Source organism: Mesorhizobium sp. CC13 (assembly GCF_039907765.1).
Classification (GTDB): Bacteria; Pseudomonadota; Alphaproteobacteria; order Rhizobiales; family Rhizobiaceae; genus Aminobacter.
Genome location: NZ_JARDJI010000003.1, coordinates 61,260 through 78,690, shown reverse-complemented (window position 1 = coordinate 78,690; position 17,431 = coordinate 61,260). Strand labels below are relative to the sequence as shown.

Genomic DNA, 17,431 nt, shown 5'->3' with positions numbered 1-17,431 from the left:
GAAGTCCGTTGCCGAAATCAATACAGGCGCAGCGTGGGATCGATCCTGATCCCGGCGCCTGTCACGGCGGCGATAAAGGCTGCACTGACCTGCTCAGGGGTGGAAGTTCCCAGCTTGACTTCAGAGCAGCAGTTCATTGCATCCGACCATGCCGGGCTGCCGTATTCCTTGTGATAGGCAAACAGGAAATCAGCCGCCTGCGACACCGAGGAGATCAGGCTGAAGCCCGTCCGGTCATCGTAGATCACCAAAGGCATCCTGAAGTTCTGGTTGTTCATCGCGGACCTATCGAAAATTTCCGATATGCGTGCTTTGCAGTCGCAGGACGTCCAGCAGGCGGTTCAGTGCATCTGGTGCCTGAGCTTCGTTTGAGCCGCCCTGCGACGCGAGCCGTCGGTATCGCCCTGCCTGCAACGTCGCGCCTCGTCGGGTCGCGTCTCCAACCCGGCAGGCTTCAAGCGTGTCGTCACAACAGGCGGTCGTCCGAAATACCTGTCGTAGAACCTTGCCATGGCGTGCCGACAAGCGAGATAGGTGGAGGGCATTTTCATCATCCTTCCCGTTGGAATTCGGCGTTCGTCTTGCCTCTGTTTTCGCGTTTGTACCTGGTCGATCCGGCTATGCGCGCTTGCGCCTGACCGGCCGCTTCTGCAAGGGCGGCGTGTTCGTGTTCATTGCTTCCATAGCAAGCCTTGCCAGCCTCAGCCGTTCGGTCTTCTGTTCCCGCACGGCCGCTTCGCCGTCGATGATCTGGCGGGCAGCCCTGGTGGTGGCGTCCTGCTTCGTTTCGATGGCGGTCGGCTTGGGCTTGAATATCCCTTGCGGCATTTCAGGGTGTCGCATGTGCGGGTCTCCGGTCATGAAAAGAAAAAAGGCCGGGACTTGCCCGACCTCTCTCGTCTGCGCTCTGTGGCCAGCGCCAGTACATCCGTGGTCAAAGGCCAGCGCAATCGTTATGCGGCCTGCAGGTTCTCGGCCGCGCTCTTGCCGTTGCGATCGTCCTTCACGACGTCGAAGCTGAGCTTCTGGCCCTCGACGAGGGAGCGCATGCCGGCCCGCTCGACAGCGGAGATGTGGACGAACACGTCGGGCTGGCCATTGCCGAGTTCGATGAAGCCAAAACCTTTGGTCGAATTGAAGAACTTGACTGTTCCAGTATTCATGACGATTTCCTTTCAATCATCCATAGAAAATTGCTTGCCGTGCAAGATGCATGACAAACGGTTCAGATCGATTTTGAGAGGAGAAGATCGCCGAAGACGCAGTTCGCGTCAGAAACAAAGTTCGACAGCCAAGATCGATATTTAGAACGTAGGCCTATTCGGTGTTCGAAACAAGGCAAGGTCGGGAATAAATCTTTCCGGCTCAGAACGGATCTCTCGGCCGGAGGGAGGACTGCTACGTCTTTGCAGGCCCTCACGCCCTCCGCCGTCCCTTTCTCGCGGCCTCCGGTTTGATCCTTATCCGCAGCATCCCTCCTTCAGGATGGTCGATCTCGAAGGCGTTGGTCTTGCGTACGAGATCGCTCAGCTTGCGAAAGCCGAAGGTGCGGGGATCGAAATCGGAAGCCAGATTGGCAAGCTGCGTGCCGACCGCGCCGAGCGGAACCCAGCCGTCCTCGCTTTCCATCTGGGCGATCACCTTGCGGATGATCGGCACGGCGGCGGAGGGCGACTGCAACGGCTTTGCGCTCGGTGCAGCCTCCGGTTCGTTCGCCGGAGCGGACGCAAGCAGGTTCTCCGTATAGACGAACCGGCGGCAAGCCTGCCGAAAACTCTCGGGCGTCTTCTGCTCGCCGAAGCCGAACACGTCGATGCCCTGCTCGCGGATGCGGGCGGCAAGACGGGTAAAATCGCTGTCGGAGGAAACCAGGCAGAAGCCGTCGAAGCGCCCGCTGTGCAGAAGGTCCATGGCGTCGATGACCAGGGTGATGTCGGAGGCGTTCTTGCCTGTCGTGTAGGCGAACTGCTGCTGCGGAATGATCGCGTGCCTCGACAACACGTCGGCCCAGGCCTTCGAGCGTGGGCTGGAAAAGTCGCCGTAGATGCGACGGACGCTGGCTTCGCCGATCTTGGCGATCTCCTCGAACAGGCCATCGGCGATCTTTGCCGAGGCATTGTCGGCATCGATGAGAACCGCGAGACGCGGCGAGCGGGGTTCGGACGGCATCGCAAGCTTTCCTTCAGGCCATTCGCTGCTCGAATTCGATCACCTGCGCCTTCTGGCGCAGACCCGTGGCAACGACGGATACCCTGAACCTTCCTTCCAACGCCGCATCGAATATGGCGCCGACGATGATGTCGGCGTCGGCATCGACTTCCTCGCGGATGCGTGTCGCGGCCTCGTCGACCTCGAACAGCGTCATGTCCGGTCCACCGGAGATCGAGACGAGTACGCCTCTGGCGCCGCCCATCGACGCCTCGTCCAGGAGCGGGTTTGCGATCGCCGCTTCGGCCGCGGCCTTTCCCCGGCCCTCGCCTGCGGCCTCACCCGTTCCCATCATCGCCCGGCCCATGTCGCGCATCACCGCGCGCACGTCGGCGAAGTCGAGATTGATCAGTCCCTCCTTCACGATGAGGTCGGTGATGCAGCCGACACCCGCGTAGAGGACACGATCTGCCATGGCGAAGGCGTCCGCGAAGGTCGTCCTCGTGTCGGCGACCCTGAAGAGGTTCTGGTTCGGGATGACGATCACCGTGTCCGCGCATTCGCGCAGCCGCGCGATGCCTTCTTCGGCCGACTGCATGCGCCGCTTGCCCTCGAAGACGAACGGCTTGGTGACGACGGCGACCGTGAGAATGCCGGCCTGCCGCGCTGCATGCGCGATGACGGGAGCGGCGCCCGTGCCGGTTCCGCCGCCCATGCCGGCCGTTACGAAACACATATGCGTTCCCGCAAGGTGGTCCATGATCTCATCGATCGACTCCTGCGCGGCCGCGTGACCGACATCCGGTATCGAGCCGGCCCCAAGTCCTTCGGTGACGCCGGCACCAAGCTGGATCAGCTTCGATGCCTTCGACATGGCAAGGGCTTGCGCATCCGTGTTGGCGACGATGAATTCCGCGCCCTGCAATCCGGCGGCGATCATGTTGTTGACGGCATTGCCGCCGCCGCCGCCAACTCCGATCACGGTGATCTTCGGCTTCATCTCGGTGATTGCCGGTCTGGCGCTCATTGCCGTCTTCCTCCCAGAGGCTCACTTGCCGGTCCGGGACCGGCGCCACGCGCTGCGAATCAGGACAACACCCGCCGCAAGCAGGGAACCAGACCGAGGCCTCGCCCGCAAGCGGCGGCTCTGCCACCCGAGTGGTCTCGATGTCGAAGTGTCTATACTTGAAGTCTTCCTTGGCTGCCGAGCTACGAATTCTTTTCAATGGAAAAACAAAAAAAGGAAGCGCCTTGTTTGCAACTCAATCAAGGCGCATAGATAGACCTCGTTGATTTGGCCGATTTGGCTCGCGCGGTGTCAGAGACCCGCCAGTTTATTCTGAATTTTCGATAGCGATATGGTTGTGCCGACCGGGCGCAACCGGCCGCATTTGTTCGAAACCTGGAAATGAACGCCGCGCCGACAGCGTATGGACCTGACAGGCGGAACTTCGTCTGCGGTTCGGGCAGCGGCATCTCCGAAAGGGTGGCAGTCATGGACAACCGCACCACGCAGAAGGTCGTTCGCTTCCTGTCGGCGTTTTCGCTGCCGGGGTTTGATGCGCCGCAGCCGCCGGGCGACTATCTCGTCGACCAAGACGAAGAGCCTATCGAGAGCGGTCCAAGCCTTGCCTGGCGGCGTGTCGCTGCCTTCATCCATCTGCCGGCCATCTCGATAAGAGCAACCACCCAGCAGATGGTGCCGATCGATCCGGCTTTCCTCGAAGCCGCACTGGAACAGGACCGAAAACAATCATGACCACGACAAGGTTCATACATCGTAATTCCCGCCCGCTCCGCCGCGAGCCTGCAACCCACCTTTATGCCGTAGGCCAGGCCGTCAGGTTGAAGGGCAACTTCGGCACATTCCCGAAGACCGCGGAAATCTACCACATCACCGGCATGCTTCCTCCGAAGGGAGATCCCCCGCAAAACCGAATCCGCAACGACCAGGAGCGCCACGAGAGGGTGACCACACAGGACAGCCTCGACCTGGTACGGCAATCGTCGGAAAGCGAAAACGCAACCCTGCTCGAAAGGACGTTCGGCCATGGCCAAGGGACAAAAACGCCGCAATCGCGAGATTCGGAAACCGAAACAGGCAAAAAGCGCCGATAAACGCTAACAACCCTTTGGGCAGCCAGCTCAGGCCCGCCGCCAACACGTCTAGCGGCAAAGCCAGGAACTGATGAGCCGTGGGGATCGGGTCCCGGCCTTCGGGTTCCAATCGACCTCCGATGCCCGATGGCTTTCTGACGGTGCAGCGCCGCAGACACGAAGAAAGGACGTTATCATGAATGCTCACGAAATCGGACGGTACGCCCCGGCAGATTCCCGGCAGGAAAACAGGAGCGAAGCGGCCTGCCATGACACCATCGACTACCAGTATGGCCGTCGGGTCGAACGGGACGGTTCCTGGAGCATCTATCACGTCTTCACGGGGATCCCGGCGAAAATCCAGGGCCTTGTCATGACCGGCATGAGCCTTGGTCGGGCCACCGAAGGCATGCTTTACCTCAATCGTCGCAACGAGGCCCGTCGGCGTGAGCACGGTAGGTCGCTGGCCCGCCGGTTGCCCGGCCAGGAGGGCTCGGCTTGTCAGCCGTGACGCTCGACTTCCCCAATCCGAGCCGCAGTTTCGACGAAGTACGCAATGCGGTCCGCTTTATCGGCCACGACGGCATGTTCGAGGTCCGCTTCTTTGTCGAAGCCGATGCGCTGGCAGGAACCCGCGCCAGGACAGGCAGGACAGAGGTAACGGAGGCGGCCTGTCTTGCCGCGTTCGATCGGGCGCGCTCCTCGATTTACGAGGTTGCCCGCAAGCTCTATTCGCGCGGCCGCCAAACGAACTACGTCATAACGATCCGCGACTTGCGCTGATGTCTCAGCCTCATCATCTACCCTGCCAGAAGTTTGCGCATGGAGTCCACGATGTCTGCGTGCTTGTAAGGTTTGGAAAAGAAACGCGCTCCGTCCGGAAGGGCTGACGACCGGACGGATCGGTGTCCGGATGTAATGATAACCTTGACCGGCGGCCATCGATCGCGCACCGCGACCGATAGTTTCAGTCCGTCCATACTGCCTGGCATGTCGATATCGGTGAACAGCAACCGGATATCCGGGTCGGTCTCCAGGATGGCGATCGCTTCGTCAGCGTTGGCGGCCTCGCGAACAACAAAGCCTTCATTGGCCAGATGATCGACAATATCGAAACGAACGAGTGTCTCGTCCTCGACGACCAGAACGGCGGTCCGGACATCCATTGCAAATGACCGATCTGGTCTGGCCGCTTGAGGAAGATAGTGCGGAACGCCTCAAGGCAGGTATCGATCCATCTTTTTTCAAAAGACAGGCCGGCTTAATCGACGATCGAGGAAAAAGAGCGGCGATCCGGCTTCGGGAGCGGACACGTCACGGCACGGGATGGGCTGGTCCTTGATCCTGTGCAAGGCTTTCTATCAGAGGCTCGAAAAAGGCGGGCGTCCTTGCGATAGTCTAGCGCTGCTCGTGCGACCTGAAGTTCTTGCTCTCGATGTTGATGATATCGCCACAGTTCAGGCATTCCATCTGGGTGTGCGTACGAATCCAGCCGATGCGTGTCTTGGCCTGATGATGGCAACGGGGGCACTCCACATCGATTTCGAAGTCGTCAGTCTCGCGCTTTGTCATGGCAACTCCGAGACCATTCCAGGCCGCCTCAGCTTTCGCCAGCAGCGGGCTCCTGCGCTTCTTCCTGCTCCGTGGATGAAGGTTTCTCCTTTGCCCCTTTCGCGGCATCAGGCGAATGTCCGCAGAAATTGAAACGGCGGGCTCCGATCCCGCCAGCGCATGCAACTCAGCCTGCGGTTTTGAGCGGCTGTCGTCAGTAAATTTCGACCGTGCGATCGTAACTGATCCCAGCACCCTTTAGTGCGGAGAGGAATGCGGCACTCGCATCATCGGCAGCACCCTCTTCGGCGCAGCACCTCATCGCGTCGGTCCAGGCCAGGCTGTCGTTTCCAGGCCAATGGTCAAACAGAAAATCCGAGGCCTGTTGCATGGATTCAATGAGCACGAACCCCAGTGGACCGGCGATATAGACGACCACGGGAACTCGAAATTTTTTGACGTCCATCGCGCAACCTACGCCCGATTGCATGGAAAGGCGAGCATGGTAGACGCATTATTCGTCGGACGGCAGCTTTCAGGATTGCATAGCGGCAAGCTGAACGACCAGGTTGAGGGCGCGAACCTGTCAGCCGGCCCAAGCTGATTGAGCGTCGGCTTCCTCGCTCAGTCGCCTAAAGGCGGACAGGCAAGAACCCACCCAGTTGCCGCCGCGCAGGATATAACGAGTGTTGCCCACGATCACCACGAGAGGCAATGTCGCCGGCCGAACGCTATTGATCGCCCTTCTCACCCGGAACATCTTCGGGAATCTCCTGCCGGAGCTTCGGCCCTTTGACCAAGCGTCGGCCAAGTGCGGTGATGAAGGCCTCATATCGCTCGCTCGCCTTGGCGCGCGCGGCCTGGGCGGCCGGCTCCGGCAGCGCCGGTGTCGTGGTCAGCCAGAACCGGACGAACACCGCCAGCGTCTCGACCGCGATGCCGAGATCCCGTTCAAGCCGCGTCATGCGCCGGTCGAGCTGGTCGAGACGTTTGCCGATCGCCGCCTCTCGCCGCTCGGCCGCATCCGGGGACAGGAACGACGCAATGGCAGCCTCGGCGATCATCGACTGTGGCTGGTTTCGGTGAGCCGCGTATTTGGCCAGCATGGTCATGACATCCGGGTCGAGATAGGCGGAGATTTTGATCTTCTTTCTGCGACCGGCCATGGCGCTCACAGCTCCATGCCGTCGTTCGGATCGAGCGAGACCTGGCGCGCGACACCTTGCATGAGGCGGGTCATCCGACGGTTGCGCACGGCATCGTCGTCGTCTCCATCGTCGCTGGGGTCGATCTCGAATTCATTCTCGATCGGCTCCTTCTTCTCGACCGGTTTAACGCGATTGAGCTCTGGCTGCAGCCGGCGTTCGGACTCGGTCGGGTCTTCGTCGTCCTGCTGCTGCACGCCTGACGTTGCGGCGGAAGTGGACTGGACCGGAATCGGCAACTTGCTCCAGTCGTCGGCGCGGACCTCAGCGGGGCTCCGCAGTTCCGGCGGCGGCAGGATGCGTTCCTTGAACCGGGTATCCTCATAGTAGCGCGCCTTCTTTGCCCGGATCGGCGGAATACCCGCTACCATGACGATCTCCTCGGTCGGCGGAAGCTGCATCACTTCGCCCGGCGTCAGCAGCGCGCGGGCGGTCTCCTGTCGCGATACCATCAGATGCCCCAGCCACGGCGACAGCCGGTGGCCGGCATAATTCTTCATCGCCCGCATCTCGGTGGCGGTGCCGAGCGCGTCGGAGACGCGTTTCGCCGTCCGCTCGTCGTTGGTGGCGAAGCTGACGCGGACATGGCAATTGTCGAGGATCGAATTGTTTGGGCCGTACGCCTTCTCGATCTGATTCAGCGACTGCGCGATCAGGAACGACTTCAGGCCGTAGCCGGCCATGAATGCCAAGGCAGTCTCGAAGAAGTCGAGCCGGCCAAGCGCCGGAAACTCGTCGAGCATGAGCAACAGGCGGTGCCTGCCGCGGTTGGCCTGAAGATCCTCCGTCAGGCGACGGCCGATCTGGTTCAGCAGCAAGCGGATCAGTGGCTTGGTCCGGTTGATGTCGGATGGCGGCACGACGAGGTAGAGCGTGGCTGGCCTATCACCACCGACAATGTCGCTGATCCGCCAATCACAGCGCCGGGTGACCTCGGCGACGATGGGATCGCGATAGAGGCCGAGGAAAGACATGGCCGTACTCAAGACGCCCGAGCGCTCGTTGTCGGATTTGTTCAACAGCTCGCGCGCCGCGCTGGCGACAACGGGATGCGGCCCCGCCTCTCCAAGATGCGCGGTCTTCATCATGGCACGCAGGGTCGATTCAACCGGCCGCTTCGGATCGGACAGAAAGTTGGCGACTCCCGCCAGCGTCTTGTTGGGTTCGGCATAGAGGACGTGCAGGATCGCGCCGACCAAAAGGCTATGGCTGGTCTTTTCCCAGTGGTTCCGCTTGTCGAGCGAGCCTTCCGGATCGACCAGTATGTCCGCGATGTTCTGGACGTCGCGGACCTCCCATTCACCACGGCGGACCTCGAGCAGCGGATTGTAGGCGGATGACTTCGGATTGGTCGGATCGAACAGCAGCACGCGGCCATGCTGCGCGCGGAAGCCCGACGTGAGCTGCCAGTTCTCGCCCTTGATATCGTGAACGATCGCCGAGCCCGGCCAGGTGAGCAGAGAGGGGATGACTAGCCCGACGCCCTTGCCGGATCGTGTCGGTGCGAAGCACAGCACGTGTTCCGGCCCGTCATGTCGGAGATAGTCCCGCTCGAAGCGTCCGAGCACGACACCATCGGGATCGACCAATCCGGCTGCCTTGATCTCGACCTTGTCCGCCCAGCGCGCCGAGCCATAGGTGGCGGCATGTTTGGCTTCCCGCGCCCGCCAGACCGACATGCCGATGGCGACGGCGATGGCGATGAAGCCGCCGGACGCTGCGATCAGCCCGCCTTCGACGAAGACGTTGGGCGCATAGGCCTCGTAGAAATACCACCACCAGAAGATGGCCGGCGGATAGTAGACGGGCCAGCCCACGAACTCGAACCAGTGCGGGCCGAGCTGCGCCTGAAACCCCAGTCGCCATGCCGTCCATTGTGTCGCGCCCCAGGTCGTCATCAGCACGATCAAGAAGACGGTGAGGATCTGCCCCCAGAGGATTTTTGTCGCGGACATCCCAGTGATCCTTTCTGATTGAAGCTAGAGGCCGAGGCCTCGCGTGCGGCCGAAATCCCAATCGACACCGCCGTCGCCACGGGCGACGCCGGAGACATGGCGGCCGAGCTGCTTTTCGAGTGAGGGCGCCCAGGGCACGAGCTGGAAGCCGAGTCCGTCGTCGATCATGGCGAAGCGGCCGGTGGCGAGCGCGAGGCGCTGGCGATAGGTGCCGGCGACAAACTCCCCACTGCCAGCGCGATTGAACGGCAGGCCCGTTTCGCCAGCGAGCTTCTCGCCGAGCGCATTGATTTCCCGGTCGCGCAGCGTGTTGAGCAGCCGGCGCGCGAAGACGACGCGCCCACCCTGCCGATCTGCGAGGCCCTCACCAATCAGGTGCTCGGCGCGCTGATCCATGGCCTGGCGCACCTCGGCACCGAAGCCGCCCTCCGAGAGCGCGATCGGGTCACGCGCCACCGCCTGGCGGTCGAGCCATGTCGCTCCGGTCGCGTTGACCTGAGCCTGAATGTCGAGGTCGGAGCGGACGGCGATCGCAACGCGACGCTCGCCACGCGCATCCTCATAGGAGCGGAGCTCGACGATCGAGCCCGGCGGGCTGTCGCCGGCGGCGTCCAGATGCGGCAGCTTGATATGATGGGTGCGGCCGTCGACGCCGTCGACCACGGCATAGGTCGTGCCTCGCAGTTCGTCATCGAGTCCGCGCTCGACCAGCCGGCCGATGACGGGCACGTCGAGGCTCCCGGCTGCGAGGACGTAGCTGGCAGAGCCGCGATCGATGCCACGCTCAGTCAACGCGCGATGCATGCGCTTGATGATGTCGCCGCGCTCGCCCAGCTCACGCAGGACTTTCTCCGCCTCTTCCTTGATGAACCACTGAGCCGAGCCGACCTGTCCGGCGACCCCGAGGATTTCGAGGGTGCGCAGCCGGCCGACCTTCAGCGCGTGGAACGCGTCCGGCAGGCGATCAGGGAGCGGTGCGAGATCGATGATGCCGGTCTTGCCGCCGTCGCGGACAAGCTGGCGATCGAGCTGAGTCCAGCGCTCGGCCTCGACCTGACGTTCCAGATTGCGGTGGAGTTCGTGATCGGTGCGCTGGCCGAGTTCCTGCGTGACCAGATCCTGCGCGCGGGCGCGCATGCCCTCCTTGATGTAATCGCGGGAGATGACGAGGTCCTGGCCGTCCTCGGTCCGGCCGCGCAGGATAATATGGATGTGGGGATTGTCGGTGTTCCAGTGATCGACGGCGACCCAATCGAGCTTGGTGCTGAGGTCCTTTTCCATCTGGCTCATCAGCTCACGAGCATGCGCCTTGAGGTCGGCCATGTCGGCTGCGTCCTCGGGCGAGACGATGAAGCGGAAATGATGTCGATCGCCCTCGCAGCGCTCCGCGAATTCCCGCGCGTCCAAGTCGTCGCTCTCCGGCCCGAACATCCGGGCCTTCTCCCCGTCGCGCGTCACGCCGTCGCGGCGCAGGTAATTGAGGTGCGCGCCGAGCGGGGCCGAACGCGGGGTGTGGCGAACGACGCGGGTCTTGATGACGACGATGCGCGTGCGTCCGGTGAGGAGGCGGTTGGCCTGGATGCTGGCACGTTGGCCGCGGCCGAAGCGCGAGCGGTTGCCGGGCGTGATCCTGCCGGACCGCGACACGCGGCCTCCGGCCTTCTGCGCGGCCGCCAGCGCCTGCGCGATGAAGGGCCGCGCCTGCTGCGCTCGGGTCGAACGGATTCGCCCAGGACGGATACGGAACTCGCGCTCATCGGCCATGGCCCGGCCCCGCGACGTTCAAAACATGTCGAGGAAACAGGTGCTTATGCTCAGCGCGCACGTTGCGCAAAATCGCTACACGGTGCGAAGCGCCCCAGAAAACCCAGCAAAAACAACCACCCGACCGAGGCGCACGTTGCGCCTTTTTATCTCGCCATCGGACGGTTGTGGTGCCTGGCGCCATCCTCAGCGGCCTCGGTGATGCGCTGGAACACGACAGGACGCGAATTGCCGCGGAGCCGGTCATGGGACGGCTCCCTTGTCGCCGCGGGCGACGAAGAGTCCCTGCGACGCCGGCGTGGGAAGTGCCTCCGGTGTCGCCGGAAGAAATAAATGGGGCGCGCGCGATCGGCGGCCGCCCTGCAGGAGATCGACGCTGGGTGCGTCGCTGTCGCGCACGAAGACCGCTGACTCGCGCCAGTCGAGCGGCTTCTCGACCGCCGATGCGATCTTCGACGGACCCTCGCCCCGCAGCACGGGTGCGAGCGAAGCGACATAGGCGCGTGTCTCGGCCGGCAGCGGGCGGCCCGTCGCGCGGTGCTCGTCATAGCGTGAGGGGCCGGCATTGTATGCCGCGAGCATCGCGGCGACATTGCCGTAGCGATCCCACATCTCGCGCAGGTAGGCCGTGCCGGCGAAGATGTTGTCATGGGGATCATAGGGATCGCGGCCGAGCCGATAGCGAGCGCGCAACTCGGCCCAGGTTTCGGGCATGACCTGCATCAACCCCATCGCGCCGGCCGACGACACCGCGCGCACATCGCCGGCGCTTTCGGCACGCATCACGGCGACGATCCATGCCGCCGGAATGCCGAACCGGCGCGATGCCGTAGCAATGTGGGCTGCATGCGGATTCGCGTCGGTCACGCGGACCGGAGCTGCTACCTGCGCCAAGGTCGGAAACGATGCGGTCGTCGCGAAGGCGAGGCCGGAAAGGAGAAGGAGGACGGTGCGGCGTCGGTCGCCGCACTTCCGAAAGACAGGATCGACGCAGGAATGGGGCATGGCTATTCCTGCTCCTCGCGCTTCTTCTGGCGTGTCCAGTGCAGGCCCCAGTCGCGGCCGTCTTCATCCGACTGGAACAATCGCGCGCGAACGGGATGCGCAAAGACAGGGTCGTCGAGCACGACGGAAATGAACGCGCCGGCGCGATCGCCGGTATGTTTCCAGCCTGCGCCGACTTCCGGACCGTCCTCGTTGCCAAGATGGATGCGGTAAGCCGGCGCATTCTCGACGTCGGCATTCTCGGCCGGGACAAAGGTCAGTTCGAGATCGAGCGAGAGGGTGCGGACGCGTCCGGAATATCCGGATGGAGTGCGGGTGAAATGACCGATCTGCGGCATCGAAGGGCTCCTTGTCTGTGCGGTGGAGATGACGCGCGCCGGGCCACGGCACGCGATCGGGGCGCGTTCACCGCGTTGTCGCGCGCCATTGGAACCGCCCGTCGCCGTCCTCGTCGGTCCAAAGGGGGACCGCGCGGCCGATGATCTGGCTGGTGGGAGTCAGGCCGAAGTAGCGGCCGTCGAGACTGTCGCGGACCTGCCAGTTCATCAGGAACACCGCACCGGCAGGAACGCGTTCGCAGCCCTGCCAGACCGGCAGGTCACGGCCAGAGCGATCGCGTTCGAGCGCCACGCCCACCTCGATGCCGTCGATGGTGACGACGAGGCCGGTGCGGCAGACCGTCTGTCCGGCGACCGCAAGAACGCGCTTCATCAACGGCACGCCTTCGGGGACATAGCCGCGCGCGTCGAGGAAAGCCGCAAGCACGCCCGGCGGGTCGACGGCGACCAACTCGGGCACGTCGAGACGGTCTGCCGGCGCAACCGTGTAGAGGCCGATCGGCGCGCTGGCCGATGCGTTCCAGATCAGCTTGGTCGGCATCGGCGCGAGGCCGGGATAACCGACGCCGATCGCTGCGAGCACGGTTGCGATGACGAGGCCGAGGCGCGTCATGGGCCGGTCCTCCGGCGCTTCAGCCAGGCCTCGTGCCGCGACGGCGTATACGCTGACGGCGTCTCGCCGGCGCGAAGTCGATTGTGGACATGCCGCCAGTGGGCCGGGTCGACGTCGGTGGGATCGACGCCATGAGCCTCGATCGCATCGATATGCTGAAGCACGCGCTCGACGGTCGGCCAGTTCTCGGCCTTCAGCAGAATCTCGCCGCCGGGGCGCACGAACGGCAGGGTCTGGAACGGCTCGCCCCGTCCGATGGCGCGCACGATGTCGATGCGCGAGACGATCGTGCCGTACTCGTTGGCGGCCCAGCGGACGAAGGCGAAGATGCTGTTCGGCGCGAAGCCGGCGATAGTGCGGTGGCGGTCGAGGACCTGTCCGTAGCTCTTTCGGCCGAACCTGATCCAATGCTCGATCTGGCGTTGGCGCCAGGTCAGCTCGACAAGCGTCGCGAATGGCGCCGGTCCGCCCGGCAGCGGAAGGCGTGCCGCATGGCCGGTCATGTGGCGTCTCCATCGATGAGCGGGAATTCGCGGGCGAGCAGGTCGCGCAGCATGTCGGCGACTGTCACGCCGCGCCGGAACGCCGCGACCTTGATGCGCCCGCGCAGCTCCGGCGTGATGTCGATGGTCAGGCGGGCGGTGAACCTGTTGTTGCCGGCCTTGCCGTTCACCTGCGTCTCGGCCGCCTTGATCCAGCCTTCGGGACCGCCGGGGCGAGATGCGAAGCGGCGCTTGTCGGTGCGGCCCGTCATGCGCCGCCTCCGTCGTGGAACGGCGGCACGGAGGCGATGCGAGCGCGGGCGTACTCCGCCATACCGGCGTCGATCTCGCGGCCGAGACAACGGCCGGAGAGTCGGCAGGCCGAGCCCGATCCGACGAACCCGTCGCCGGCCGGCACGATCTCGGAGCCCGCCCTCATGGCGCGATCCCGCCGATGGCCAGGCGCGCGACCTCGGCCGCCAGCGCCGAGATCTCGCGCGCGGCCGGGCTGTCGTCATCGATCTCGGAAGCCAGCCGGCCGGACTGCGCGGCGTCTGCGAAGACGACGCGCTGACCGACGGTGGTGGCGAGCACCGGCGGATCGTGGTCGGCCAGCGTCTCGGCCGTCTCGCGGGCAATGACGGTGCGTGCGCCGCAGCGATTGAGCACGAAGCGCGCGACGAGCCGGGGCCGGTAGACGCGCGCTTCCGCGAGAAGCGCCAGCATCTCGGCCGACGCCCAGCCGTCGAACGGAGATGGCTGCACCGGGATCAGCACCAGGTCGGCGGCGAGCAGCGCGGAGCGCATCAGGCCGGCGACACGCGGCGGCCCGTCGATGACGACGTGATCCGCATCGCGGGCCAGCTCGGGTGCTTCTCGGTGCAGCGTGTCGCGCGCCAGGCCGACGACGCCGAAGGCGCGCGGCAGGCTCTCGCGGCCGCGCTGCTGCGACCAGTCGAGTGCCGATCCCTGCGGGTCGGCGTCGATCAGGGTCACGCGCTTGCCGCGTTTGGCGAGCTCGCCGGCGAGATGCAGCGCGAGCGTCGTCTTGCCGACGCCGCCTTTCTGGTTGAGCAGCGCGACGATCATTCTGCCCCTCCCTGCTTGCGGCTTTGGAGCAGGTTCGGCGCGTCGGAAGTATCGTCAGTCGTAGAAGCGGAACTACGGAAAGTCGTATCAGGGATGGCGTGATCGGCAGGCGCTTCGGCTTTGTTCCGATGCCCGCTTTCGATGTTGTTCACATCGCGCGCGCGCCTCTTAAGGTTAGACTCTCTGTTAGAGTCTAAGTTAAGGGAGCAATTTTCTGTTGATTTTCTTGGGCTTGAGGGCCGTTTCGGTTCCCGATAGCACGAGCCCCCGGTTCCCGATAGCACGTGAGCGCGGGTTCCCGATAGCACGAGGCCTTCCACAAACTGTCCCCAGGTCGGCTCGAAGGCGAGCAGCACGCGCCCGCCGATCTCGACCTCCAGCGACAGCGTGTAGCCGGGCAGTGGCTGGCGGCGAATGATGTCGCGCAGTTCGAAGGCGAAGCGCTTGAACGGCGACAGGCTGCCGGACTTCTGGTGAAGGTGGCGAAAGTCGAAGCGCCAACCGTCCTGCTGGCGACCGCCGTGCTTGCGCACGAGCCGATAGAGCCAGCGGTCGATCCCGCCCGTCAGGTTGAAATAGGCGCGGTCGATGGTGAGAACCAGCGCGTCGTCGAGAACGGCCTGGTAAAACCAGTCTGGAACGATGAGATCGATGCCGGCGGGTCTGCCCTGGCGATCCGTGCGCTCCTGCCACTCGTTGATCCATGAAAAGCGATGGCGGCGGCCCTCGGCCGGCTGGCGGATCGAGGTGCAGACAGTCGTCGACTGAAGGCGATCGAGCGCTGCCTTCAGGCGCTGATAGTCGCGCAAGGACGTTCCGCGGCCAACGAAGGTCAGGATTTCATACGGCGTGGCGGCCATCAGCCGCGAGGTGCGCAGTTGTGCGTCGCGCGCCTCGATGATCTGGCTCGCCGCCCAGATCAGGATGTCGGCGTCCCAGATGGTCGCCATTCCGTGGTCGGGAACGGCTTCGACGCGGATCGAGATATCGCCGGCGCAAAAATCGATCGGCGCGACGCGGTGGGTCTTGGAGAGGGAGAAGAACGGGTAAGCCATGAGATCCTGCGTATCACGCGGCGCGAAGTCGCCAGGGAGCGCCCGAAACAGGTCGAGCTGTCCGCGCTCCGAAGGGGCCTGCCGCCGCGCCGTCATTCAGGGATCAGCGCGCGAAGCGGCTGGTGCGAGCGGGCGGCGCGGGCGTGTGACGCTTGGCGGGCAGGACGGCGCCGCGTGGGTCGGAGGTCGACGTGACGGCGCCGCGGTTGGCCCAGGCCTGGAGATCGTCGATCGCGTAGACGACGCGCCCGCCGAGCTTTCGGTAGGCGGGCCCGGTCCCATAGGTGCGATGCTTTTCGAGCGTGCGGGCGGACAGGCTCAAGAATTCAGCGGCTTCCTTGGTGCGAAGAAAGCGTGGCGGGACAGCGGACAGGTCGGGTCGCATCGATCGGGCCTCCGTGGGGTTCCGGGTGGCCGCTGGTTCTCAGCGGCGAACGGGGACCACGGTGGCGAAGATTGCTGGCGTGGAGGGAGGGGGAAGTTGGGTGACGCTAATTCTCACCCCCCGCGCGGCGGGGATTAGGCCCGGCGGCGATGGCGAAGGAGAGCACAATAGCCGCCGGCGATCATCGCCAGCCCGTCTTTGACCAGGGCGGAGGTGGTGTCGCGTAGCGCCGAGGTTTTCCAGGGCTCGGACGCAGCGCGGTCGACGCCGAAGATGACGCCGGCGATGTCGCGGTAGGTTGCGCCGTTCACGCGCCCATCGGTGGCTTGCAGCATATGGCGGTGACGCCGTTTTTGTTGGCGCGTCAAACGGCGGTCGTCAGGGACCGGTCGTCCTTTCAAGGCGCGGAGCAGGCGGTCGATGGCTTTGATTCTGTCGAAGGCGTCGGCATCAAGCGGCACGAGCGCTGCGACGTGCGCATCGGCCGGGATGCCCGTGAGCCTGACCAGCCGAATAGTCTGCCCGCCGGCCGTGAGCAGGAAATGCACGCCTTGCTCGTCCGAGCGGGCGGAGGTCTCGCGCAGCTCGGTGAAGAGATTGTCGGCCGCCGGCAGGATGGCTGGCGCGTGCGTGAGCAGCACGGCGCTCGTGTCCGCTTCGGCGGACCAGAGCACCGGACGCTCGCCAGCATTCAGCGACGGCGGGACGAAAAAATTGCAGTCCCCATTTCCGATGGAGTTCGCGCTTCAGGGAAGGGCGGTCCGCCTCCGCGTAGTCCTTCTGATAGTTGGGATTGCGCCTGAGCCATTCCCAGGCGAGATCGGGAGAATCGAGATCGTCCAGATAGTTGTATGTCTCCGAAGAGCGCCAACGGGACGTGTCGGGCGTCATCGTGGTTCCTCGTGCCGCAACGTGGAGTGGCAGCGTTCCCGAAAGCTGACGGTTTGGGAAGAGTCTAAAGAAGCGCCAACTGATGCCCCGAGCGCATCGCCTTTCTCTATTCGCGTCCTTTGCGAAGGAGTTGACGGTAGCCATGTTCCGTCATCCAGCTCGCGCGGGCGAGATGGTTGTCGTGGACACGTCGCGCTCGCTCGGGCTCGGCAGCAGGATCGACGCCGAAGATCACAGCGACGGCTTCGCGCCAATCGGCGCCATCGGCGGCCGCATCGAGCACACGCATGTATTCCTTCATGTGCTCACGGTCATAGTCCGTCAGCACAGGACTGTCCGGCGGCGCGTCCAGGAACCTCGGCTGCTTCATCATCGTCCCCCGCGGAGAACTCTATACGGTGCCAGGTCGGTTGTGAACGGTTGCAGCCAACCCTGTGCCGCAAGCGATCGACGCCTAATCCGGCTGGACTCTAGGAGCGACAGCGATCTCAAGAAGTTTGTCGAGCGTGTGTAGAGAATACTCCGTGGAAGAATTCTCTACAACACCTTGTCCTCTCATGGATGGAGATTCGGGACGTACTGGCGCACAATCTGAGGACGCAGCGGCGTGCGAAGGGATTGTCGCAGGAGGAGCTGGCGCATCGCGCCGGGATCGACCGCACGTATATCAGCTCGCTCGAGCGCAGCGTCTACGCCGCCGGGATCGACGTCGTCGACCGCCTCGCCAGGGAATTGGGTCTCGAAGCGTCCGACCTGCTGAAGCGGCCGGACATCAGCGCTAAGAAGCGCGGTTCGTCGGACCGCGGCACAAGGAAATGAAGGCCCCCGCCCGGGCCAGCCGGGCGGGGTGTCG

Annotated in this window: 27 protein-coding genes and 1 pseudogene; 7 read left to right on the top strand and 21 right to left on the bottom strand. The window is 64.1% G+C overall.

Going from position 1 to position 17,431, the window contains the following annotated elements:
• Nucleotides 1–17 precede the first annotated feature (17 nt).
• The 5 genes from PV773_RS06150 to ftsZ form a co-directional block, all read right to left on the bottom strand.
• Nucleotides 18–278 carry a DUF982 domain-containing protein gene (locus PV773_RS06150; protein ID WP_315924173.1) on the bottom strand — a complete coding sequence of 87 codons (261 nt, stop codon included), beginning with the start codon at nt 276–278 and terminating at the stop codon, nt 18–20.
• A 340-nt stretch (nt 279–618) separates the two neighbouring features.
• Nucleotides 619–843 carry a hypothetical protein gene (locus PV773_RS06145; protein WP_315924175.1) on the bottom strand — a complete coding sequence of 75 codons (225 nt, stop codon included), beginning with the start codon at nt 841–843 and terminating at the stop codon, nt 619–621.
• 110 nt (nt 844–953) lie between these two features.
• Nucleotides 954–1,163: a cold-shock protein gene (locus PV773_RS06140; protein WP_292841499.1), complete on the bottom strand. Its 210-nt coding sequence runs from the start codon at nt 1,161–1,163 to the stop codon at nt 954–956.
• A gap of 253 nt (nt 1,164–1,416) precedes the next feature.
• Nucleotides 1,417–2,169, bottom strand: a complete 753-nt coding sequence (locus PV773_RS06135) for an NYN domain-containing protein (protein WP_347965496.1) — start codon at nt 2,167–2,169, stop codon at nt 1,417–1,419.
• Nucleotides 2,170–2,182: 13 nt separating this feature from the next.
• A complete protein-coding gene (ftsZ, locus tag PV773_RS06130; protein WP_347965495.1) occupies nt 2,183–3,175 on the bottom strand; it encodes a cell division protein FtsZ in 993 nt (330 codons plus the stop codon).
• Nucleotides 3,176–3,643: 468 nt separating this feature from the next.
• Here ftsZ and PV773_RS06125 point away from each other — a divergent pair, with 468 nt between their 5' ends.
• The 4 genes from PV773_RS06125 to PV773_RS06110 all read left to right on the top strand — a co-directional run bounded on the left by PV773_RS06125 (nt 3,644) and on the right by PV773_RS06110 (nt 5,028).
• The gene (locus PV773_RS06125; protein WP_347965494.1) at nt 3,644–3,907 is read left to right on the top strand and encodes a hypothetical protein; all 264 of its coding nucleotides are present in this window, start codon (nt 3,644–3,646) and stop codon (nt 3,905–3,907) included.
• Entirely contained in the window at nt 3,904–4,266 is a 363-nt protein-coding gene (locus tag PV773_RS06120) for a hypothetical protein (protein WP_347965493.1), read from the top strand. Before PV773_RS06125 ends, PV773_RS06120 begins: the two co-directional genes overlap by 4 nt.
• Nucleotides 4,267–4,441: 175 nt before the next feature.
• Nucleotides 4,442–4,756, top strand: a complete 315-nt coding sequence (locus PV773_RS06115; RefSeq protein ID WP_347965492.1) for a hypothetical protein — start codon at nt 4,442–4,444, stop codon at nt 4,754–4,756.
• The gene (locus PV773_RS06110) at nt 4,753–5,028 is read left to right on the top strand and encodes a DUF1488 domain-containing protein (RefSeq protein WP_347965491.1); all 276 of its coding nucleotides are present in this window, start codon (nt 4,753–4,755) and stop codon (nt 5,026–5,028) included. Before PV773_RS06115 ends, PV773_RS06110 begins: the two co-directional genes overlap by 4 nt.
• Before the next feature lie 17 nt (nt 5,029–5,045).
• On the opposite strand, the gene PV773_RS06105 is transcribed toward PV773_RS06110, so the two are convergent.
• Complete coding sequence (locus PV773_RS06105) at nt 5,046–5,411, bottom strand: response regulator (protein WP_347965490.1); 366 nt, start codon at nt 5,409–5,411, stop codon at nt 5,046–5,048.
• Nucleotides 5,412–5,416: 5 nt separating this feature from the next.
• On the opposite strand from PV773_RS06105, the gene PV773_RS06100 reads away from it, so the two are divergent.
• Together PV773_RS06100 and PV773_RS06095 are read left to right on the top strand one after the other, a co-directional pair.
• Nucleotides 5,417–5,587: a hypothetical protein gene (locus PV773_RS06100; RefSeq protein WP_347965489.1), complete on the top strand. Its 171-nt coding sequence runs from the start codon at nt 5,417–5,419 to the stop codon at nt 5,585–5,587.
• Entirely contained in the window at nt 5,584–5,949 is a 366-nt protein-coding gene (locus PV773_RS06095; RefSeq protein WP_347965488.1) for a hypothetical protein, read from the top strand. Before PV773_RS06100 ends, PV773_RS06095 begins: the two co-directional genes overlap by 4 nt.
• A gap of 61 nt (nt 5,950–6,010) precedes the next feature.
• On the opposite strand, the gene PV773_RS06090 is transcribed toward PV773_RS06095, so the two are convergent.
• From PV773_RS06090 to PV773_RS06020, 15 genes and pseudogenes are all read right to left on the bottom strand, one after another.
• Nucleotides 6,011–6,262 (bottom strand): DUF982 domain-containing protein, encoded by a 252-nt coding sequence (locus PV773_RS06090; RefSeq protein WP_315924193.1) that lies wholly within the window; start codon nt 6,260–6,262, stop codon nt 6,011–6,013.
• Nucleotides 6,263–6,527: 265 nt separating this feature from the next.
• Nucleotides 6,528–6,962, bottom strand: a complete 435-nt coding sequence (locus PV773_RS06085) for a CopG family transcriptional regulator (RefSeq protein WP_347965810.1) — start codon at nt 6,960–6,962, stop codon at nt 6,528–6,530.
• A gap of 5 nt (nt 6,963–6,967) precedes the next feature.
• A complete protein-coding gene (locus PV773_RS06080; RefSeq protein WP_347965487.1) occupies nt 6,968–8,956 on the bottom strand; it encodes a conjugal transfer protein TraG in 1,989 nt (662 codons plus the stop codon).
• A 24-nt stretch (nt 8,957–8,980) separates the two neighbouring features.
• Nucleotides 8,981–10,720: a DUF3363 domain-containing protein gene (locus PV773_RS06075; protein ID WP_347965486.1), complete on the bottom strand. Its 1,740-nt coding sequence runs from the start codon at nt 10,718–10,720 to the stop codon at nt 8,981–8,983.
• A gap of 243 nt (nt 10,721–10,963) precedes the next feature.
• Nucleotides 10,964–11,725, bottom strand: coding sequence for a transglycosylase SLT domain-containing protein (locus PV773_RS06070; RefSeq protein WP_347965485.1), 762 nt, complete (start codon nt 11,723–11,725; stop codon nt 10,964–10,966).
• A gap of 2 nt (nt 11,726–11,727) precedes the next feature.
• Nucleotides 11,728–12,063 (bottom strand): DUF736 domain-containing protein, encoded by a 336-nt coding sequence (locus tag PV773_RS06065; protein ID WP_347965484.1) that lies wholly within the window; start codon nt 12,061–12,063, stop codon nt 11,728–11,730.
• A 67-nt stretch (nt 12,064–12,130) separates the two neighbouring features.
• A complete protein-coding gene (locus PV773_RS06060; RefSeq protein ID WP_347965483.1) occupies nt 12,131–12,676 on the bottom strand; it encodes a S26 family signal peptidase in 546 nt (181 codons plus the stop codon).
• Nucleotides 12,673–13,179 carry a DUF2840 domain-containing protein gene (locus tag PV773_RS06055; protein ID WP_347965482.1) on the bottom strand — a complete coding sequence of 169 codons (507 nt, stop codon included), beginning with the start codon at nt 13,177–13,179 and terminating at the stop codon, nt 12,673–12,675. Before PV773_RS06055 ends, PV773_RS06060 begins: the two co-directional genes overlap by 4 nt.
• Entirely contained in the window at nt 13,176–13,430 is a 255-nt protein-coding gene (locus tag PV773_RS06050) for a hypothetical protein (RefSeq protein ID WP_347965481.1), read from the bottom strand. Before PV773_RS06050 ends, PV773_RS06055 begins: the two co-directional genes overlap by 4 nt.
• Nucleotides 13,431–13,593: 163 nt before the next feature.
• Nucleotides 13,594–14,247, bottom strand: coding sequence for a ParA family partition ATPase (gene parA, locus PV773_RS06045; protein WP_347965480.1), 654 nt, complete (start codon nt 14,245–14,247; stop codon nt 13,594–13,596).
• On the bottom strand, nt 14,244–15,398 hold the full coding sequence (locus tag PV773_RS06040) for a replication initiator protein A (protein WP_347965479.1): 1,155 nt from the start codon (nt 15,396–15,398) through the stop codon (nt 14,244–14,246). The genes parA and PV773_RS06040 overlap by 4 nt, the downstream gene beginning before the upstream one ends.
• Nucleotides 15,399–15,405: 7 nt before the next feature.
• Nucleotides 15,406–15,687 (bottom strand): helix-turn-helix domain-containing protein, encoded by a 282-nt coding sequence (locus PV773_RS06035; RefSeq protein WP_347965478.1) that lies wholly within the window; start codon nt 15,685–15,687, stop codon nt 15,406–15,408.
• A 134-nt stretch (nt 15,688–15,821) separates the two neighbouring features.
• The gene (locus tag PV773_RS06030; protein WP_347965477.1) at nt 15,822–16,361 is read right to left on the bottom strand and encodes a DUF2285 domain-containing protein; all 540 of its coding nucleotides are present in this window, start codon (nt 16,359–16,361) and stop codon (nt 15,822–15,824) included.
• Between the two features lie 46 nt (nt 16,362–16,407).
• Nucleotides 16,408–16,578 (bottom strand): annotated as a pseudogene (locus PV773_RS06025) (DUF6499 domain-containing protein); the annotation flags it as partial.
• Between the two features lie 106 nt (nt 16,579–16,684).
• A complete protein-coding gene (locus tag PV773_RS06020) occupies nt 16,685–16,948 on the bottom strand; it encodes a DUF2285 domain-containing protein (RefSeq protein WP_347965809.1) in 264 nt (87 codons plus the stop codon).
• Nucleotides 16,949–17,139: 191 nt separating this feature from the next.
• On the opposite strand from PV773_RS06020, the gene PV773_RS06015 reads away from it, so the two are divergent.
• Entirely contained in the window at nt 17,140–17,397 is a 258-nt protein-coding gene (locus PV773_RS06015) for a helix-turn-helix transcriptional regulator (protein ID WP_292080284.1), read from the top strand.
• Nucleotides 17,398–17,431: the final 34 nt, after the last annotated feature.

What these genes read in the sequence shown, in the direction of transcription:
- PV773_RS06150 (WP_315924173.1), bottom strand. Translation starts at nt 278, where the DNA reads ATGAACAACCAGAACTTCAGGATGCCTTTGGTGATCTACGATGACCGG.
- PV773_RS06145 (WP_315924175.1), bottom strand. Translation starts at nt 843, where the DNA reads ATGCGACACCCTGAAATGCCGCAAGGGATATTCAAGCCCAAGCCGACC.
- PV773_RS06140 (WP_292841499.1), bottom strand. Translation starts at nt 1,163, where the DNA reads ATGAATACTGGAACAGTCAAGTTCTTCAATTCGACCAAAGGTTTTGGC.
- PV773_RS06135 (WP_347965496.1), bottom strand. Translation starts at nt 2,169, where the DNA reads ATGCCGTCCGAACCCCGCTCGCCGCGTCTCGCGGTTCTCATCGATGCC.
- ftsZ (WP_347965495.1), bottom strand. Translation starts at nt 3,175, where the DNA reads ATGAGCGCCAGACCGGCAATCACCGAGATGAAGCCGAAGATCACCGTG.
- PV773_RS06125 (WP_347965494.1), top strand. Translation starts at nt 3,644, where the DNA reads ATGGACAACCGCACCACGCAGAAGGTCGTTCGCTTCCTGTCGGCGTTT.
- PV773_RS06120 (WP_347965493.1), top strand. Translation starts at nt 3,904, where the DNA reads ATGACCACGACAAGGTTCATACATCGTAATTCCCGCCCGCTCCGCCGC.
- PV773_RS06115 (WP_347965492.1), top strand. Translation starts at nt 4,442, where the DNA reads ATGAATGCTCACGAAATCGGACGGTACGCCCCGGCAGATTCCCGGCAG.
- PV773_RS06105 (WP_347965490.1), bottom strand. Translation starts at nt 5,411, where the DNA reads ATGGATGTCCGGACCGCCGTTCTGGTCGTCGAGGACGAGACACTCGTT.
- PV773_RS06100 (WP_347965489.1), top strand. Translation starts at nt 5,417, where the DNA reads ATGACCGATCTGGTCTGGCCGCTTGAGGAAGATAGTGCGGAACGCCTC.
- PV773_RS06090 (WP_315924193.1), bottom strand. Translation starts at nt 6,262, where the DNA reads ATGGACGTCAAAAAATTTCGAGTTCCCGTGGTCGTCTATATCGCCGGT.
- PV773_RS06085 (WP_347965810.1), bottom strand. Translation starts at nt 6,962, where the DNA reads ATGGCCGGTCGCAGAAAGAAGATCAAAATCTCCGCCTATCTCGACCCG.
- PV773_RS06080 (WP_347965487.1), bottom strand. Translation starts at nt 8,956, where the DNA reads ATGTCCGCGACAAAAATCCTCTGGGGGCAGATCCTCACCGTCTTCTTG.
- PV773_RS06075 (WP_347965486.1), bottom strand. Translation starts at nt 10,720, where the DNA reads ATGGCCGATGAGCGCGAGTTCCGTATCCGTCCTGGGCGAATCCGTTCG.
- PV773_RS06070 (WP_347965485.1), bottom strand. Translation starts at nt 11,725, where the DNA reads ATGCCCCATTCCTGCGTCGATCCTGTCTTTCGGAAGTGCGGCGACCGA.
- PV773_RS06065 (WP_347965484.1), bottom strand. Translation starts at nt 12,063, where the DNA reads ATGCCGCAGATCGGTCATTTCACCCGCACTCCATCCGGATATTCCGGA.
- PV773_RS06060 (WP_347965483.1), bottom strand. Translation starts at nt 12,676, where the DNA reads ATGACGCGCCTCGGCCTCGTCATCGCAACCGTGCTCGCAGCGATCGGC.
- PV773_RS06055 (WP_347965482.1), bottom strand. Translation starts at nt 13,179, where the DNA reads ATGACCGGCCATGCGGCACGCCTTCCGCTGCCGGGCGGACCGGCGCCA.
- PV773_RS06050 (WP_347965481.1), bottom strand. Translation starts at nt 13,430, where the DNA reads ATGACGGGCCGCACCGACAAGCGCCGCTTCGCATCTCGCCCCGGCGGT.
- parA (WP_347965480.1), bottom strand. Translation starts at nt 14,247, where the DNA reads ATGATCGTCGCGCTGCTCAACCAGAAAGGCGGCGTCGGCAAGACGACG.
- PV773_RS06040 (WP_347965479.1), bottom strand. Translation starts at nt 15,398, where the DNA reads ATGACGGCGCGGCGGCAGGCCCCTTCGGAGCGCGGACAGCTCGACCTG.
- PV773_RS06035 (WP_347965478.1), bottom strand. Translation starts at nt 15,687, where the DNA reads ATGCGACCCGACCTGTCCGCTGTCCCGCCACGCTTTCTTCGCACCAAG.
- PV773_RS06020 (WP_347965809.1), bottom strand. Translation starts at nt 16,948, where the DNA reads ATGAAGCAGCCGAGGTTCCTGGACGCGCCGCCGGACAGTCCTGTGCTG.
- PV773_RS06015 (WP_292080284.1), top strand. Translation starts at nt 17,140, where the DNA reads ATGGAGATTCGGGACGTACTGGCGCACAATCTGAGGACGCAGCGGCGT.